Below are 18,636 nucleotides of genomic sequence, written 5' to 3' on the forward strand. Positions count from 1 at the left end.
CAGTGAGGTCGAGCTTAGAACGCTTCCGCCGGCAGTGCCATCAATGTGTCGGCGCCGCTCGAAATGCGGGCGAGATGAGCCGATGTCTCCGGCATGATCCGCTCCATGAAGAAGCGCCCCGTCACGATCTTGTTGTCGTAGAAAGATTGCGCGCCATTGGCGTCCGTCTTGCCAAGTGCCACCTTGGCCATCTGCGCCCACATATAGCCCAGAGCGACCAGGCCGAAGAGATGCATGTAGTCGGTCGAGGCGGCACCCGCATTGTCGGGCTTGGCCATGCCGTTCTGCACCAGCCACATGGTCGCCGCCTGCAAATCGTTGAGACCTTTCTTCAACGCCTTGGTGAACGGCGCCATCTTCTCGTTAGCGCGGTTCTCCTCGCAGAATTCGCCGACCTCCTTGAAGAAGGCCTGCACGGCGCGGCCGCCATGCAAACCAAGCTTGCGGCCGACGAGGTCGAGCGCCTGGATGCCATTGGCGCCTTCATAGATCATGGCGATGCGGGCATCGCGCACGAACTGGCTCATGCCGTGCTCTTCGATATAACCGTGACCGCCGAACACCTGCTGCGCCATGACGGCGTGGTCGAACCCTTTGTCGGTGAGCACGCCCTTGACCACCGGCGTCATCAGGCCGGTGTAGTCGTCGGCGGCCTGGCGATCCTTGTCGTCGCCGGAGCGGTGGGCGATGTCGGACTTGATCGCCGTCCACAGCGCCAGCGCGCGGCCGGCCTCGTTGAAGGCTTTCATGGTCATCAGGCTGCGGCGGATGTCGGGATGGACGATGATCGGATCGGCCTTCTTGTCCGGCGCCTTCGGCCCAGACAATGAGCGGCCCTGCAAACGGTCCTTGGCGTAGCCGACAGCGTTCTGATAGGCGATCTCCGACAGCGACAACCCCTGCAGGCCGACACCGAGGCGCGCCTCGTTCATCATCGTGAACATCGCCTTCAGGCCGCCATTGGGCTCGCCGAGCAGCGTGCCCTCAGCCTCGTCATAGTTCATGACGCAGGTCGAATTGCCGTGGATGCCCATCTTCTCCTCGATCGAGCCGCAGGAGACGGTGTTCCTGTTGCCCGGATTGCCCGACGGGTCGAGCTTGAGCTTCGGCACGATGAACAGCGAGATGCCCTTGACGCCTTCCGGCGCACCCTCGATGCGGGCCAGCACCAGATGGACGATGTTGTCCGACATGTCGTGTTCGCCGGCCGAGATGAAGATCTTCTGGCCTGAAATCTTATAGGTGCCATCGCCGTTCGGCACCGCTTTGGTCCGCAACAGGCCGAGATCCGTGCCGCAATGCGGCTCGGTCAGGTTCATGGTGCCGGTCCAGGCACCCTCGATCATCCTCGGCAACCATGTCGCCTTCTGCTCGTCGGTGCCGTGGGTGATGATTGCCGCGATCGCGCCCTGCGTCAGGCCCGGATACATCATCAAGGACATATTGGCCGAGACCATGTATTCGGCGACGGCGGTGTGCACGGCATAGGGCAGGCCCTGGCCGCCGAACTCGACGGGTGCGGCCAATCCCATCCAGCCGCCCTCGCGGTACTGGTCGAAGGCCTCCCTGAAGCCTTTCGGCGTGGTCACCGAGCCATCGTCGTGACGCACACAGCCTTCCATGTCGCCGACACGGTTCAGCGGATGCATGACGTTTTCGGCGAGCTTGGCGCCTTCGGCGAGGATCGCCTCGAGCACATCGGGCGTGGCGTCGGCAAATCCGGGAAGGTTCGAATAACGCTGATAACCCAGAACCTCGTTGAGCACGAACAGCGTATCCTGGACCGGAGCCCTGTATGTCGGCATGCTTTTTCTCCACCCTGCAAACCCGGTCCGAATGCCCCGAAGACAAGCCAGGGCGGCATGCGGACCCATATTGGGAGCGGGATAGCAAAAATTGACGTTTGCGTAAACGTCAATTTTCTCGATGCGACAAGATTCCCCGCCCCCTGGAGCAATGAGCGTAGCGGCGCGACGTTGCGCAAGCCAGCGCCGAAAGGCCATAAGAGTGGGCCAGGACAACGAAAAGCCGCGTGGCAGGCCATGCGGCTAGACAGAACTCGGACAATCAGCAGACGACTTGGTGTCTGGCGCAATTCCTGACGGAATTGCTTCAGCTGGCGGCGCTCGCCTGCGGCGCCGAACGCTCGCTCAGCATCTGGCGCACCGCCGACATCGAGCCGCTGAGTTCGTTGATGGCGTCGTCGATCAGCGCCCGTTGCTTCTGCAGGCGGGCAAGCTGCTTTTCCGACTTATCCAGCGCAAGCTTGAGCTGCTTGGTGTTTGAACCGGTCGGATCGTAGAGATCCATCATCTGCTTGACGTCGCGCAGCGAGAATCCGACCTTGCGGCCAAGCAGGATCAGCTTGAGGCGGGCCTTGTCGCGGCGCGTGTAGAGACGGGTCGAACCGTCGCGCTGCGGGTTGAGCAGGCCCTTGTCTTCGTAGAAACGCAGCGTGCGCAGCGTCACTCCATATTTCTTCGCCATCTCGCCGATGCGGACGAGGTCCTCGCCAGCTTCGGCAGACATATTGGTATTGGCCGCGGTCTCGCCGGCCGAGATAAGCTTCATGGTCACTGGCTTTCCCCGTCTGGTGGCGTCGCGGTCCTGGACCATGCGTCGCCTGACTGGAAGCGGGGGCCTGCTTCCAGTCGTGGTTTCAACAAACAAATCGCAAACATGCGCTCAATGCGCCTTTTACGTTTACGTCAATTCTATACCGATTGCCGCAGGATGACGCAAGGGCGTTCTGCGCCCCGCCCTTTATGCCGCACCGTCAGGCCGGCAGCCAACATCCTTTCGATTTCTTAAGTTTGGTTAACGCGTTGTTTACCACGTTGGGGGAAATGTGGGCGCGTCGGCTACCCGTGTTTATCCTGTATCGAATTTTTCACGGTTTTTCGGAGCGCGGGCGAGAGCCCGGGAAGCTCGTCTTCCGCCGCGGCATCGCCGCCGGTCGCCTTCGTTCCGATAGGGACCTGGGGGAACTGGCCGCGAGCCAGCCATTCTGAAAGACGGACGCACCGATGAACAGCAAGCGGTCCTATCTCGATACACTCAATGCCGGCAGGCAGCGCAGGCCGCAGACCACGCTCGATCAGTTGAACCAGTCGCTGGAGACACTGGAGCAGCGGCTGGAGCGGACGCGCGAGGATCCGATGGCACGTCCCGAACTCCGCCAACCCGATCCCCGCCAATATGGTGCCGATGCGCGCTACCCCGCCGCCCGGCCCTCTGGCCAGCAGCGCTGGTATGAGGACCCGCAGCCCGCGTCGCGTCCGAAGAGCCCGATGCAGGGAGCCGCCGCTTTCGAGCAGAATTACCAGGCCATTGCCCGCGATATCGATCGCGTGCGCGGCCAGGAGGATGGCGTTGCCATGGTCGGCAAGATCGCCGGCGAATTGCGCGGCATGCGCGAGGAATTGCGCCACCAGATGACCGCAGGCCTGCAGCGGGAATTCGAAGCGCTGCGCAAGGACATCGAGCGGGCCTTCCAGTCAGGCGCAAGGCCCGGTGCTTCGGCCAAGGGCAGTGCTGAACTCGGCCTTGAGTTCGAGCGTCTTTCGGGCGCCATCCAGACCCTGGCCGAGAAGAGCGACGACAGAAGCGTCAACATGCTGCGCCTCGAGCTCGAACAGGTCAAAGCCGCACTCGAAACGCTGGCACGCGAAGAGAGCGTGCAGAAGGTCGACCGCCGCTGGGACGATTTCGATCGCCGCTGGACGGCGTTCGAAGACCGCGTCGACGCCGACCAGCGCAAGCGCTCGGACGACCCGGGCCTGTCTGCTCTCACCGCCCGGCTCGAGCAGATCAGCAATGCCGTCAACAATTTGCCGGAATCGTTGTCGCTGCGCTCGCTGGAGGAGAAGGTGCGCACGCTTGCCGGCGCTGTCGACCATTTCGCCAGCCAGCAAGACAATCGCGGCAGCGACACGCTTGGCATGATCGACGAGCGGCTGGACGAGATTTCCCGCGCCATCGTGGCATCGACGGTCGCCGCGCAAGCCAATTCATTCGACCACGAGGCTTTCGAGCGCATAGAGAGACGGATCGACTCGCTTGCCGGCCAGATCGAGGAAGTGGCGCAGGATCGTCCCGGCAACGCGGTCATGGACCGGTTGAGCACGCTGTCGGGCCGGGTCGACGAACTCGCCGGCCGCGCCAATCTGCCGGAGCAGGCGATGGAGCGCCTGGCCAAGCAGATCGCATTCATCGCCGACAAGATCGACCAGGCACCCGCCATGCCTGACGCCGACTACATCTTCCATGGGCTGGAGCAACGCTTCGACGTGCTGTCGAGCATGATGGAACGCCGCCAGGGTGACGCCATCGAGCAGGGCAACATGCTGTTCCGCGATCTCGAGCGCAGGCTGGACGAGGTTGCTGACAGGCTCGACCAGCGCATGCCGCAGGTCGACAGCGTCGGCATCATGGAAGCCATCGATGCCCGCTTTACGGCGCTCGCCAAGCGCCTTGAAACGCGTGTGCCCGATCCCGCGGGCGAAGCGGCGATCCGCGGACTGGAGAGCCGGCTCGAAGACATTTCAAGCCGGCTGGACGCGTCGGCCGCACAGGTCGCCGGCATCGATCCGGCGCTGATCCGCAGCCTGGAAGCACAGGTTGCCGGCCTGTCGGCTCATCTTTCCAAGCCCAGCACCCCGCTGCCGGAATTCGAGGACATCAGCCCGCGTCTCAACGAAATTGAAAAGTCGCTCGCAGGAACCCGCGATTCCATCCTTGGCGCGGCGCGCGAAGCGGCCGAGAACGCAGTGCAATCGCTGGCCGGTTCGAGCGCCAATGCGACCGCGGTTTCCGGCCTCGCCCAGGATTTGAAGACGCTTGAAACACTGACGCGGCGCTCCGACGAACGCAATTCGAGAACGTTCGAGGCCATCCACGATACGTTGCTCAAGATCGTCGACCGGCTGGGTTCGCTCGAACCCGGCGAGCCGGTCGAGGCGATGAGCGAATTGCTGGATGCGGCACCGGCCGAGCCGAGCAACTGGCGCGGCGTGCGCCGACCCAAAATGGCCGTCGACGCGCCGTCGATGGATATCGATCAGCCCCTGCCATTGACTGGGGACATGGCAGATCTCGATGGCCGTGCCGCCGCCATCCTGCGCAATGAGCCGGGTGCACGCGGCGACCTGGGTATGCGTAGCGACCTGGGTATTGGCATTGGCACGCGCACGCCGGCCGAGGCTGCCGCGGCGGCGGCCATGGCCGCGCTCGGTTCGGACACGATCGCCGAGAAAGGCGGACAGGCCGGCGGCCGCAAATCGTTGTTCGGCGGGCTGGCCCGCGCCTTCAAGGGCAAGAAGGAGGCGGATATCCCGCCACTGGCCGGCTCAGCGCCGAGTGCCCCAATACCGAGCGTCGATCTCGACGAGCCGCTCGATCCGAAAATGGCCAACCGGCCGCTGGAGCCCGGCTCCGGCGCACCTGACCTCAATGCCATCATGAAGCGCGTGCGTGACGAGCGCGGCCAGCCGGCCAAGCCCAGCGACACCGATGCCGCGAAATCGGATTTCATCGCCGCTGCCCGGCGCGCGGCGCAGGCCGCGGCCGCCGAGGCCGATGCGCTGAAGCGCCAGTCGACGGTGACCGGACCGGTGAAGGCACTGCGGATCGGCGACCTGCTCAAGGCACGGCGCAAGCCGATCCTGATGGGGACAACCGCGATCCTGCTGGCGCTGGGCGCCCTGCAACTGGGCAAGGCCTTCTTCGCCGATCCGGCCCAGGTGGCGAGCAACGATGTCGTGCCGATCGTCGCCTCGCAGCCGATGCAAACCGCCTCGCTCGATGCCGCGAGCCGGCCAAAGACGGACGCGCAGCCCGCGGCAGTGGAAAGCGCGCCGGACCATGCCGTCAGACAGGCCGAGCCATCCGCACCGGCAACCAAGGACGACATGGTCGCGCAAAGCATGATTGCCACGCCGCCAGGCGCCGAGCCGTCGATGGGTGCCGCGCCGATCGCAGAACCGGTTCCCGCCCCCGTCGCCTTGGCTACATCGGCCGATGCGAACCCAGCGGTGTCCGAGACGACGACAGCCTCGCCTGCGCCGGCCTCGACCGTTCCGGTCGCCGCCGAACCTGCCGATACCGATACCGACACCGGCATCCACCCTGTGGCGACAGAGCCGACCACCGCCAAGGACACCACGGGCGCGGTTCCGCCGGTGGACGCTTCGCCGGCGACGACGGCAAAATTCGACATTCCCGCTGACGCCGGCCCGGCCGCCTTGCGTGACGCCGCTGCCAGCGGCGACGCCAAGGCGCTGTTCGAAATCGGTTCGCGCTATGCCGAGTCGCGCGGCGTCAAGGAAGACATGGCGGCAGCGGCCAAATGGTACGAGAAATCGGCGGAACTCGGCTTCGCGCCGGCCGAATACCGTATCGGAAATTTCTACGAAAAGGGCATCGGCGTCGCGCGCGACATCAAGAAGGCGAAGACCTGGTACCAGCTTTCCGCGGCACAGGGCAACGCCAGCGGCATGCACAATCTGGCCGTGCTGTTTGCCATGGCGGCTGACGGCGTGACCGACAATGAATCGGCCGCGCACTGGTTCCAGGCGGCGGCCGACGTCGGCGTCAAGGACAGCCAGTTCAATCTCGGCATCCTCGCCGCCAAGGGCGTCGGCATGAAGCAGAACCTCGAGGAGTCCTACAAATGGTTCGCGCTCGTCGCCAAGACCGGCGACAAGGATGCGGCGGCCAAGCGTGACGAGATCGCCAATGCGCTGCGGCCCGAGCAGCTCGAGCGCGCCCGCGCCGCGACCGAGCTGTGGAAGGCCAAGCCGCTGGATGCGGCAGCCAACTCGGCCGACATTCCCGAGTCCTGGCAGGACGGCGCGCCGCAGACGACCGCCAGCATCGACATGAAGAAGGCCGTCCAGAACATCCAGCGCATTCTCAACAAGAACGGCTACGACGCCGGCGGCGCCGACGGCAAGATGGGCCAGAAAACGAAGACCGCGATCATGGCTTTCCAGACCGACAACAAGATGGCGGCGACCGGCGAAGTCGACGAAAACCTGGTGAAGGCACTGCTGGCGCGCAAATAACGGCAGAGGCGTCGCTTCCACGACGCCCTTGCCACACATTCGCCTGTTAACAGATTGAGATGTTTTTTGTTTCGGCGGCGTAGCGCGGTTTGACTTCGCAGCACCTCCGGCGCAAGAACGAATTGGCTTGTCGGTCCAAGATGCCCGCAACGGTTGCATTCGCCGACAGGCAGAACTGATCGAGACTGACGGGTGGGCATCTATCTCCCGATCGCGGAAATTTCCGTCAATATCTTCGTCCTGCTGGCGATGGGCGCGGCGGTGGGTTTCCTGTCGGGCATGTTCGGCGTCGGCGGCGGCTTCCTCATCACGCCGCTGTTGATCTTCTACAACATCCCTCCGGCGATCGCTGTCGCCACTGGCGCCAACCAGGTCATCGCCTCCTCCGTCTCCGGCGTCCTTTCGCACATGAAGCGCGGTACGCTCGACCTCAAGCTCGGCGGGGTGTTGCTGGCCGGCGGCATTGTCGGTTCCACCGGCGGCATCTACGTCTTCGCCTTCCTGCGCAGGCTCGGCCAGCTCGACCTGTTCATCTCGCTGCTCTACGTCGTGCTGCTCGGCACCGTCGGCGGGCTGATGCTGGTCGAAAGCGTCAATGCGCTGCGCGCGACGCGCAGCGGTGCGGCGCCGGTGCTGAAGAAATCCGGCCAGCACAACTGGATCCACCGCTTGCCGCTGAAGATGCGCTTCAGGGCGTCAAAACTGTTCGTCAGCGTCATCCCCGTCCTTGGGCTTGGCGCCGGCATCGGCTTCCTGTCGTCGATCATGGGCGTCGGCGGCGGCTTCATCATGGTGCCGGCACTGATCTATCTGCTGAAAGTGCCGACCAATGTCGTCATCGGCACCTCGCTGTTCCAGATCATCTTCACCTCCGCCTATACGACGCTGGTCCACGCCACCACCAACCAGACAGTCGATGTCGTGCTGGCCTTCCTGCTGATGGCGGGCGGCGTCGCCGGCGCGCAGTACGGCGCCAAGGCCGGCCAGAGGCTGCGCGGCGAGCAGCTCAGGGCCTTGCTGGCACTGCTGGTGCTGGCGGTGGCGATACGATTGGCGATCGATCTTTTCGTCACCCCGCCCAACCTCTATTCGCTGTCTGCCGCGGGCCTCAACTGATGAAGGCTCGCAGCACATTCGCAACCGCCATTGTCCTGTCGCTGGTTGCGGCCGCCGTGCCGGCGAAGGCACAGGTCCCGCTGACCGAAGGCATCCAGATCGGTCTCTCCACCGACAACGTCTCGATCACCGCCGGTTTTTCCGGGGCCGATCTGACCATCTTCGGTTCGCTGGAGAACCCGGATCCACTCGTCGCGCGCCAGGGCCGCTACGACGTCATCGTCGTGCTCGAAGGTCCGCCCAAACCGGTGGTGGTGCGCCGCAAGGACAGGGTGCTCGGCGTCTGGGTCAATCTGGACTCTGAGACCTTCGAAAACGTGCCGGTCTCCTATTCGGTGGCGACGACGCGGCCGCTGCAGGACATCACCGAACCCAACAGCTACAAGCAGCTGTCGCTCGGCGCCTCCAACCTCTACATGCAGCCCGCCGATGCCGGCGACAGCCCGGCGACGATCGAGGAGTTTACGGCGGCACTGCGGGAGCGCAAGTCGGCGACCGGGCTCTACAGCGAGAATGTCGGCGGCGTGCAATTCCTGTCGCAGAACCTTTTCCGCGCCACAGTGAGGCTGGCGCCAAATGTGCCGGTTGGAACCCACAAAGCCCGCGCGTTCCTGTTCAAGAGCGGTCTGTTCATCAAGGAAAGCTCGGCCCAGCTCGAAATCCGCAAATCCGGTTTCGAGCAGTCGATCTTCCGTGTCGCGCACAATTATTCCTTCCTCTACGGCGTCTTCGCGATATCGCTGGCCATGCTGACCGGCTGGCTCGGAAGGCTGATCTTCCGGCGAGATTAGCATTTTCCCCGAAAAGTGGTTTCCCTTTGCCGAGGCATGCGGTAGACCGCGCTCCCCAGCCAAATGGCAGACACAAACAATTCGGTTCGGCAGAGCAGCCCGTCCCCGGACAGCGCGCGATTTCTCATGGCGCCTGTCGGCTCGCCGACGACAAATGCAGGAACTTGTCATGCGACCAGCCTTCGGCGGCATCGACTTCGGCACTTCGAACTCCACCGTGGGCGTGGTCCGCAATGGGCAGCCGCGCCTCGTCGCGCTGGAGAACGGCCAGGTCACGCTGCCCAGTGCCGTGTTCTTCAACTTCGAGGACAACCGCACCTGCTTTGGCCGCCAGGCCATCGCCAATTACACCGACAGCATCGAAGGCCGGCTGATGCGTTCGCTGAAGAGCGTGCTCGGCAGTTCGCTGGCTCAGGAAAAGACCCGCATCAAATCGCGGTCGATCGGCTTCATGGAGATCGTCGGCATGTTCCTTGGCCATCTCAAGAAGAGGCTGGAAGCCGATGCCGGCGATACGGTCGAGACCGTCGTTCTTGGCCGGCCGGTGCAATTCGTCGATGACGATGCCGAGGCCGACGCGAAGGCGCAAAGCGAACTCGAGAACGCCGCGCGTGCCCAGGGCTTCAAGCACATCGCTTTCCAGTTCGAGCCGATCGCGGCGGCGCTCGACTACGAGCAGAAGGTGACACGCGAGGAACTGGCGCTGATCATCGATATGGGCGGCGGCACGTCGGACTTCTCGATCGTGCGGGTCTCGCCGCAGCGCTCCCGTTCGCCGGACCGCAAGGACGACATCCTGGCCAGCCGGGGCGTCCATATCGGCGGCACGGATTTCGATCGGCTGCTGAGCATCGCCCATGTCATGCCGCGGCTCGGCTATTTGACGCCGACCAAAGACGGCAAGCGCAACCTGCCGGCAAGCTATTTCATCGACCTCGCCACATGGCAGCGCATCAACCTGGTCTACACCGCCAAGGCGATGACGCATCTGCGCCAGATCCGCTACGAGGCCGAGCGCGCCGACCTGGTCGACCGTTTCATCCACGTCGTCGAACACCGCTACGGACACGCGCTGGCCGCACGTGTCGAGAAGGCCAAGATAGAGCTGACCGACAGGTCATCCGCAGAGGTCGCTGTGAAGCTGCCGGGTGCGGAGTTCACCGCCGAAATCACGCGCAGCGGGCTCGACGCGACGATTGCCAGGGACATCGAGCGGGTCACCGCAACGGTCGGGCAGACTATCAGGGACGCTGAGGTGAAGCCGTCCGACATCACCGCGGTGTTCCTGACCGGCGGATCGACCGCGATCCCGCTGGCCAAACGAGAGATCCTGTCGCTGGTGCCGCAGGCATCCGTCATCGAAGGCGACACGTTCGGCTCGGTCGGACTTGGCCTGGCGCTGGATGCGCAACGCAAGTTCGGCTGAGGCTTTCTTCGAGCGGTCCAGCTTTTCAGAGATTACTGATCCGCCTTAGGCCAGGTCGTGTACCCATAACCTTCGGCGTGATGCGATGAAGATCACGTCCGCTTTGCGCCGATAGCGACCAAGCTCGTGCGCCAGCGCGATATGTCGCAATTGGCCAGAAGCTGCCGTGGGGCCGCCGTGACAGATGCCTACCCGCGTGTCGTCAAAGTCGAGAGCTGGTCAGTATCGTAGCGGTTCCGCAGCTCAGCGAGGGCTTTTGGGTCCGGCGCACCCTGCGCCGCGAGTCTGGCAAGTTCTTCGAAGTAGCGTTCGTGGCCAGGCGGAGAGACGGTCATCAGCACGCGGGCGGGTCTCTCACTGACATTCGTGATGTCGTGCGGCACTCCCGGTGGAATGAACAGATAGGTTCCGGGCGTTGCGCGAACCGTCTTGTCGCCGACATGCCACGCACACTCGCCTTCGAGCAGGTAGAACGTCTCTTCCTGCACACGGTGAACATGCCGTCCGGTGGCGAATCCCGCTGGGATCGTCCAGTCGAACATGCTCGTGTGCTTGGTGTTTTCGCCGGTGACGAGGAAGACCATAGGTTGACCACGCAGCATGATCCCCTTCTTCTCGTCGGGCATGCGAATAATGGCATTGGCGCTCATAGGATCCTCCTTTGACTGGGCGCTTACTTCCGGCAAGCACCTGTGCGACATTGGCCGTCGATGCCGGGAAAGTCGTGAATTCGTTCCCAAAAATTTGCTAAAAGCGTTGGATGACAATCGGAGGCGACCTTTATCAGTTTGGCCCGTTCCGTCTCGATCAGGTGGCGGGCATTTTGTACCACGGCGCCGAGCCGACCATGCTTGGGCAACGCGCCGTTTCGCTTCTGCGTTTGCTGCTCCAAAACGCGGGCGTACCGGTATCCAAAGACGCGCTGGTCGAAGCCGGCTGGGGCAAATTGGCGGTTGCCGACAACAACCTGACGGTCCAGATCGCGGCCTTGCGCCGGGTATTGGCCGACGCAGCGGATGCTGAGAGCTGGATCGAAACACTGCCGCGCCGAGGCTATCGCTATGTAGGACCGGCTGTTGCGACGAATGTCCCCGATCGTTTTGCAGCCGCCCGCACCGCGTCGGCGCCGACCTTGCCTGAGAAGCCTTCCGTCGCGGTCCTGCCGTTCTCGAATTTGAGCGGAGATCCGCAACAGGAGTACTTCGCCGATGGAATGGTCGATGACATCATCACCGGCCTGGCACGCATAAAATGGCTTTTCGTTATCGCGCGAAACTCGACCTTCGCTTACAAAGGCCGCGCCGTGGACGTGAAGCAGGTCGGCAGCGAGCTTGGCGTACGATATGTCCTCGAAGGCAGCGTGCGCAAAGCTGGCGGTAGTGTGCGCGTAACCGCTCAGATGATCGATGCATCGACCGGCGCGCACGTGTGGGCCGAGCGCTACGACCGGAGTTCGGAGGACATTTTCGCGCTTCAGGACGAAATCGCGCTATCAGCGGTGGGCGCGATTGCTCCAAGCTTGCGAAAAGCGGAAATTGAACGTGTCAGGCGGAAGCGCCCAGAGAGTCTCGACGCATACGATCTCGTGCTTCAAGCCCAGCCTGATGTCGATACAGGTATGCCGGAACAAGTTACGAGAGCACTGGCGCTTCTTGAGCGTGCCATCGCACTCGAGCCTGCCTATGCCCTTGCGCATGGCAATGCAGCAATGTGTCATCATTGTTTGTTCCTTCGTGCCGGGCTGCAGGAATTCAACCGTGCGGCTTCGATCCGGCACGCCCGATTGGCCATTGTCCATGGACAAGACGATGCACTCGCTCTGACATGGGCAGGGTTTTCGATCGGCATGGACGCGCATGATCGCGCCGCTGCATTCACGGCGTTAGACGCAGCCCTCGCCATTAGCCCGTCATCGGCGCTGACTTACATTCTTGGCAGCGTCGTTCTCGGATGGGCCGGCGAAGCAGAGCGCGCGATAGAATGGAGCGAGAAGGGTATCCGGCTAAGCCCGTTCGATTCGTGGGCTTGGGCCGCGTTTGACGCCCAAGCAATGAGCCATTTGCTGCGCGGGCGTTACGAAGAAGCTTGTCGCGCAGCCTACAAGTCCGTTCAAGCCAATCCGGCACACAGCATCACCTACGTGCAACTGACCGCTGCGCTCGCCAAACTCGGCCGGCTGGACGAAGCGAGGGCCGCCGCCGCGCGCGTGCGCGAGCTTCAGCCGGGCTTCCGCTACAGCCGCCAATTTGCTGGCGTGCGCTGTGCGCCAGCGCTCGCGGAGACTCTGGGAAGCGCGCTGCGGGACGCCGGATTGCCAGAGTGACGGCTGGGCGTCGAGGCGGACAGCGCTAGCGCGCCCATCTGGGGAGGAAGGTCGTGGTGAGGCGTTTCAATCAGCCACTCGATACAAAGTACCAAGACCTCCGAGCCAACGGCAAAGCCGCAAACTCTGATACTCTAGCCCGCCGACGGGGCATCCGCCTTGCCGTCGAGATGCGCCTTAAGCGCCATCTGGGCCAGGCTTGCCTGGCGATCGCGATGGGTGATCATGGCGAAGTCGCGTTTCGGCAGTTCGAGCGGCACCGATCTCAGACTGCCTTCGGCCACGGCGCGAGCCGCGACAAGCTCGGAGATGATGGTGGCGCCGGCCCCCGCCTCGACCGCCTGGCGAATGGCTTCATTGCTCGGCAGCACCAGGAATATCTGGAGGTCGGCGAGCGAAATGCCTTCGTGGCGTGCCAGATCCTCCAGCACCTCGCGCGTACCCGAACCACCCTCGCGGATGATCCAGCGCAGGCCCTTGATGTCAGGGCGGCCGGGCGCGACTTCGGGGATCTCCGGATGCGCGCTGGCAACCACCAGCATCAGCTTGTCGACGTCGACCTTGGTGCGGCGCAGGATATCGGACTCGGTGCGGCCTTCGACCAGGCCCAGATCCGCCGCGCCATCGAGGACATTGGCCTCGACCTGCCTGGTGTTGCCGATGGAGACGCTCAGCCTGACGGCCGGATAGGCTTCGTGGAAGGAAGCCAGCCGGCGCGGCAGCCAGTAGCTGGCGATGGTCTGGCTGGCGGCGATCGAGAGGCTGCCGGTGACGGTCTGCGAGACATGCTCCAGCACATTGCGGGCAGCGGCGGCCCGTTCGAGCACGGCCTTGGCCTCGGGCAGGAACCGATGGCCGGTCTGGGCAAGCTCGATGTTGCGGCCGACGCGGTTGAACAGGTGGACGCCGTGCTGTTCTTCAAGCGCCCGGATGGCCGCCGATGCCGCCGACTGCGAAATGCCCAGCAGTTCCGCCGCCTTGGTCATGTGGCCGCGCTCGGCGACGGCGACGAAAATCCGCAACTGGTCCAGGGTCATGTCCGCATTAAGAACCAATATCGATCGAATTTACAAGAACAACTGATTAGACAGATCGATAGCTTTATTCTAAGTTTTCCGGCGAAGTTAGAAAAAATTCGCCGAAAGATCGCAGAGAGCAGAATGATCGGGCGGTTCAGATCCCTGCTTGCGCATTGGACCCGCGGCTTAAGGCGGCGGCTGGCCGGCGATCGCTATCACCCGGAAGAGCACTACATGCGCGGCCCCGGACCGAAGACGCGGGCCAAATCCATGCGCCGTACAGGCGCCACCGGATCATGATGCAGGGACCGCCGCGCGGCGCGAATTCGGCACCATCGCAACGCCCGCTTGCCGACACGCGAGCGCCTGACGAAGGCGACGGCGTCGACACCTCGCCTGCCGTTTCCGACAGCATCGCCAAGACGACCTGCTACATGTGCGCCTGCCGCTGCGGAATCGATGTACACATCAAGGATGGCAAGGTCCGCTACATCAACGGCAACAAGGACCATCCGGTCAATCGCGGCGTGATCTGCGGCAAGGGCAGCTCCGGCATCATGCAGCACTACAGTCCGGCAAGGCTGAAGAAGCCCCTGCTGCGCAGCGGGCCGCGAGGCTCGGGCGAGTTCCGCGAGATCGAGTGGGAGGAGGCGTTTTCGATCGCTACGGAACGGCTGTCGAACATCCGCCGGACCGACCCCAGGAAACTCGCCTTCTTCACCGGCCGCGATCAATCCCAATCCTTGACCGGCTGGTGGGCGAGCCAGTTCGGTACGCCGAACTTCGCCGCCCATGGCGGCTTCTGTTCGGTCAACATGGCGGCCGGCGGCCTCTATACGATCGGCGGTTCGTTCTGGGAGTTCGGCGAGCCCGACTGGGACAACTCCCGGTATTTCATGCTGTTCGGGGTTGCCGAGGATCACGATTCCAACCCGATCAAGATCGGCCTCGGCAAACTCAAGGCGCGCAGCGCCAGGGTCGTCTCGATCAATCCGTGCCGCACCGGCTACAATGCCATTGCCGACGACTGGATCGGCATCCGGCCCGGCACCGACGGCCTGTTCGTGTTCGCCCTCATCCACGAATTGCTCAAGGCGGGTCGCGTCGATCTCGAGTATCTGCTGCGCTACACCAATGCCCATTCGCTCGTCATCCAGGAGCCGGGTGCTGCCGATGACGGACTGTTCGTGCGCGATGCCGACGGCAATCCGCTGGCTTGGGACAGGGCGGCGAAGACACCGGTCAGCGCCGCCGATGCCGGTGCGAAACCGGCGCTGACCGGCAGCTTCACGATCGGCGGGCGCCGCTGCGTCCCGGTGTTCCAGTTGATCGCCGACCGCTACCTCGATGAGAGTTACGCACCGGACTCGGTCGCCGAGCGCTGCGGCATTGCCGCCGACACGATCCGCAGGATCGCCGCCGAACTCGCCCATGTCGCCTTCGAACAGACGATCGAATTGCCGATCGCCTGGACCGACTGGGCCGGGCGCCGCCACGAGACGATCAAGGGGCGGCCTGTCTCGATGCACGCCATGCGCGGCATCTCTGCCCATTCGAACGGTTTTCACACCTGCCGCGCCATCCATCTCCTTCAGGTGCTGTTGGGCACGGTGGATGTCCCCGGCGGCTTCCGCTTCAAGCCGCCCTACCCTCGATCCGCGCCGCCCGGACCGAAGCCGGCGGGCAAGACCGTCAAGCCGATGACGCCGCTCGACGGCATGCCGCTCGGCTTCGTCTGCGGGCCGGACGATTTGCTGGTCGGCGAGGCCGGCACGCCGCTTCGCATCGACAAGGCCTATTCGTGGGACGCGCCGCTGGCCGCGCACGGCCTGATGCACACCGTCATCCGCAACGCCTGGGCAGGCGATCCCTACAAGATCGACACGCTGATGATGTACATGTCGAACATGGCGTGGAATTCCTCGATGAACACCGTCGAGACCATGGCGATGCTGACCGACAGCGACGAAGCGGGCAACTACAAGATCCCTTTTATCATCTATTCCGACGCCTATTATTCCGAGACCGTGCCGTTCGCCGATCTGGTGCTGCCGGACACGACCTATCTTGAGCGCCACGACTGCATCAGCCTGCTCGACCGGCCGATCAGTCATGCCGACGGACCGGGCGACGCCATCCGCCATCCCGTCATCGAGCCCGACCGCGACGTCCGGCCGTTCCAGTCGGTGCTGATCGAACTCGGCGCCCGGCTCGGCCTGCCTGGTTTCGTCGATGAGGACGGCTCGCCCAGATACCGCGACTATGCCGACTACATCGTCAACCATGAGCGCACGCCCGGCATCGGCCCGCTCGCCGGCTGGCGCGGCAAGGATGGGACCTCGACCGGCAGGGGTGAGGCCAACCCGGACCAGTTGCAGCGCTACATCGACAATGGCGGCTTCTGGCATCATGATTTCGCGGACGACCAGCGCTATTATAAGATGGCCAACCGCTCCTATCTCGACTTCGCGGTGCAGATGGGTTTTATCCCGAAAGCCGAACCGATCGTTTTCCAGCTCTACTCGGAGCCTATGCAGCGCTTCAGGCTCGCCGCGCGTGGCCATGGCCGTGTGGTGCCGCCGAAAGGCGATCGCCGGCGCATCGAGACCTACATGGACCCGCTGCCCTTCTGGCACATGCCCTTCGAGGAAGCGGTCGTCGACCTCGAAAAATATCCGCTGCATGCGCTGACGCAGCGGCCGATGCACATGTACCATTCCTGGGGTTCGCAGAATGCGTGGCTGCGGCAGATCACCAGCCAGAACCGGCTGTTCGTGCATCACCGGACGGCAGCCGGTCTCGGCCTTGTCGATGACGACTGGGTGTGGATCGAAAGCATCAACGGCAGAGTGAAGGGGCAGATCAAGCTGATCGACGGGGTGAACGAAAGCACGGTCTGGACCTGGAACGCCATCGGCAAAAGGCGCGGCAGCTGGGGGCTGAAGGACGACGCGGCCGAGAGCAATCGCGGCTTCCTGCTCAACCATATCATCGGCGACCAGACCTCGGCTGACGCTCAGGGCAAACGCTATTCGAATTCCGATCCGGTGACCGGCCAGGCTGCGTGGTTCGACCTTCGCGTGCGCATCGTCAAATGCGCGGCTGAAGACGCCGGCTTTACCGAGCCGCAATTCGAGCGTTTCCAGCAGCCGCCGCATTTCGAACCCTCGCCCGACAGACTGACTTTCGGCGCCGAATTCCGCCGGGCGAGAGAGGCGACCAAATGACCTGTCTGCCAAGTCAAAGCGACAAGAAACTCGGCCTTGTGATCGACCTCGATACCTGCGTCGGCTGCCAGGCCTGTGTCACCGCCTGCAAGGAATGGAACACCGGCGGCCACATGGCGCCGCTGACCGACATCGATCCCTATGGCGGCCATGTCGACGGCGTCTGGTTCAACCGCGTGCACAGCTATGAGCACACCACCGAGATGGGCGGACGGACGGTGAACTTCCCGCGCTCCTGCCTGCATTGCGAGACGCCGGCCTGCGTCACCGTCTGCCCGACTGGCGCCTCCTACAAGCGGGCTTCGGACGGCATCGTGCTGATCGACGAGGACAAGTGCATCGGCTGCAAATTGTGCAGTTGGGCCTGTCCTTATGGAGCACGCGAATTCGACACCGATGTCGGGGTGATGAAGAAATGCACGCTGTGTGTCGACCGCATCTACAATGACAATCTGGCCGAAGAAGACCGCGTGCCGGCCTGCGTCGCCGCCTGCCCGACCAGTGCCCGGCATTTCGGCGATCTCGGCGATCCCCTGTCGGCTGTTTCGCAACTGGTGGCGGAGCGTGGCGGCGTCGACCTGATGCCTGAGCTCGGCTATCGCCCGACCAACAAATATTTGCCGCCGCGCGCCCACACCGCGCGCGCCGCATCGGTGGCCGCGCCGGCATTGGAACCGGTGCGGGCCGACGGCGGTTTCCTCGGCTGGGTCGACCGCATGCTTTCGAACTGACCCATGCATCCAGCCTTCTCCGTCGTCTTCTTCACCACTGCCACCGGCGCGGGCTACGGCCTGCTCGCGCTGCTGGGCACGCTCGGAGGCTTCCAGATCATCCCACCCGATTTCTGGCTGGGCTTCATCGGCATGGGCCTGGCGCTCGGCCTGATCGTGGCCGGCCTGTTGTCATCGACCGGCCACCTCGGCAGACCCGAACGCGCCTGGCGGGCGTTCTCACAATGGCGCAGTTCATGGCTGTCGCGCGAAGGTGTTGCCTCGGTCATCACCTTCATTCCGGCGGGACTGTTCGGCATCGGTTGGATATTCTTCGGCAAGACCGATGGCTGGGTCGGCATCGCCGGATCTCTGGCCGCCATCGGCGCAATCATCACCGTCTGCACCACCGGCATGATCTATGCGTCGCTGAAACCGATCGCCCAATGGCATAGCCGCTTCACCCTGCCCGGCTATGTCATCTTCTCGGCAATGACCGGCAGCGTGCTGCTGAACGCGCTGCTGCAGGGCTTTGCGCTTGGTTCGAAGGTGCAGCTGGCTGCTTGCCTGCTGCTGACCTTGACCGGCTGGGGCTGGAAGCTGGCGACCTGGCGCTACAATGACCGGCTGGAGATCCCGACCACCGCCAACACCGCGACCGGGTTGGCCGGCGGTACAGTGCGGTCGCTGGAATGGCCGCATACCGAAGAGAATTACCTGCTCAAGGAAATGGGTTTCCGCATCGCGCGCAAGCATGGCGCGCGGCTGCGCCAGATCACGCAGCTTCTGGCTTTCGCGTTGCCCTTGGGGCTGCTCGCCATTGTGTTCGCCCTGCCCTGGCCGCCGGCAGCGTTGCTGTCGGTACTCGCTGCTGTAATCCAGTTCGCCGGCATGCTGGTCGAGCGCTGGCTGTTCTTTGCAGAGGCGAAGCACACGGTTACGCTCTATTACGGCAGGTAG

The 18,636-nt window shown here is 63.7% G+C and carries 12 protein-coding genes; 8 read left to right on the plus strand and 4 right to left on the minus strand.

What is annotated here, in order from left to right; translation table 11 throughout:
- Window positions 1-14: 14 nt before the first annotated feature.
- Together AC0NIL_RS30365 and AC0NIL_RS30370 are read right to left on the minus strand one after the other, a co-directional pair.
- Complete coding sequence (locus AC0NIL_RS30365; RefSeq protein WP_013533660.1) at window positions 15-1,805, minus strand: acyl-CoA dehydrogenase; 1,791 nt, start codon at window positions 1,803-1,805, stop codon at window positions 15-17.
- A gap of 307 nt (window positions 1,806-2,112) precedes the next feature.
- Window positions 2,113-2,571, minus strand: coding sequence for a MerR family transcriptional regulator (locus AC0NIL_RS30370; RefSeq protein ID WP_013533661.1), 459 nt, complete (start codon window positions 2,569-2,571; stop codon window positions 2,113-2,115).
- A gap of 455 nt (window positions 2,572-3,026) precedes the next feature.
- On the opposite strand from AC0NIL_RS30370, the gene AC0NIL_RS30375 reads away from it, so the two are divergent.
- From AC0NIL_RS30375 to AC0NIL_RS30390, 4 genes are all read left to right on the plus strand, one after another.
- On the plus strand, window positions 3,027-7,064 hold the full coding sequence (locus AC0NIL_RS30375) for a peptidoglycan-binding protein (protein WP_127365979.1): 4,038 nt from the start codon (window positions 3,027-3,029) through the stop codon (window positions 7,062-7,064).
- 192 nt (window positions 7,065-7,256) lie between these two features.
- Window positions 7,257-8,180 (plus strand): sulfite exporter TauE/SafE family protein, encoded by a 924-nt coding sequence (locus AC0NIL_RS30380; protein ID WP_013533663.1) that lies wholly within the window; start codon window positions 7,257-7,259, stop codon window positions 8,178-8,180.
- Window positions 8,180-8,971 carry a TIGR02186 family protein gene (locus AC0NIL_RS30385; protein ID WP_127370731.1) on the plus strand — a complete coding sequence of 264 codons (792 nt, stop codon included), beginning with the start codon at window positions 8,180-8,182 and terminating at the stop codon, window positions 8,969-8,971. Before AC0NIL_RS30380 ends, AC0NIL_RS30385 begins: the two co-directional genes overlap by 1 nt.
- Before the next feature lie 169 nt (window positions 8,972-9,140).
- Window positions 9,141-10,397 carry an Hsp70 family protein gene (locus tag AC0NIL_RS30390; protein ID WP_275954053.1) on the plus strand — a complete coding sequence of 419 codons (1,257 nt, stop codon included), beginning with the start codon at window positions 9,141-9,143 and terminating at the stop codon, window positions 10,395-10,397.
- Window positions 10,398-10,585: 188 nt separating this feature from the next.
- On the opposite strand, the gene AC0NIL_RS30395 is transcribed toward AC0NIL_RS30390, so the two are convergent.
- Window positions 10,586-11,047, minus strand: coding sequence for a cupin domain-containing protein (locus tag AC0NIL_RS30395; protein WP_063173546.1), 462 nt, complete (start codon window positions 11,045-11,047; stop codon window positions 10,586-10,588).
- A gap of 110 nt (window positions 11,048-11,157) precedes the next feature.
- On the opposite strand from AC0NIL_RS30395, the gene AC0NIL_RS30400 reads away from it, so the two are divergent.
- Window positions 11,158-12,720 carry a winged helix-turn-helix domain-containing tetratricopeptide repeat protein gene (locus AC0NIL_RS30400; protein ID WP_063171194.1) on the plus strand — a complete coding sequence of 521 codons (1,563 nt, stop codon included), beginning with the start codon at window positions 11,158-11,160 and terminating at the stop codon, window positions 12,718-12,720.
- Window positions 12,721-12,854: 134 nt separating this feature from the next.
- Here the strand turns inward: AC0NIL_RS30400 and AC0NIL_RS30405 are convergent, their stop codons facing one another.
- A complete protein-coding gene (locus AC0NIL_RS30405; RefSeq protein ID WP_224673808.1) occupies window positions 12,855-13,757 on the minus strand; it encodes a LysR substrate-binding domain-containing protein in 903 nt (300 codons plus the stop codon).
- Window positions 13,758-14,035: 278 nt separating this feature from the next.
- Here AC0NIL_RS30405 and AC0NIL_RS30410 point away from each other — a divergent pair, with 278 nt between their 5' ends.
- The 3 genes from AC0NIL_RS30410 to AC0NIL_RS30420 are packed head-to-tail and all read left to right on the plus strand — an operon-like array spanning window position 14,036 to window position 18,636.
- Complete coding sequence (locus AC0NIL_RS30410; protein WP_473573236.1) at window positions 14,036-16,966, plus strand: molybdopterin oxidoreductase family protein; 2,931 nt, start codon at window positions 14,036-14,038, stop codon at window positions 16,964-16,966.
- Window positions 16,963-17,697 carry a 4Fe-4S dicluster domain-containing protein gene (locus tag AC0NIL_RS30415; RefSeq protein WP_024503180.1) on the plus strand — a complete coding sequence of 245 codons (735 nt, stop codon included), beginning with the start codon at window positions 16,963-16,965 and terminating at the stop codon, window positions 17,695-17,697. The genes AC0NIL_RS30410 and AC0NIL_RS30415 overlap by 4 nt, the downstream gene beginning before the upstream one ends.
- Before the next feature lie 3 nt (window positions 17,698-17,700).
- Window positions 17,701-18,636 (plus strand): dimethyl sulfoxide reductase anchor subunit family protein, encoded by a 936-nt coding sequence (locus AC0NIL_RS30420; protein WP_473573238.1) that lies wholly within the window; start codon window positions 17,701-17,703, stop codon window positions 18,634-18,636.

The organism is Mesorhizobium sp. WSM1343, assembly GCF_055901535.1.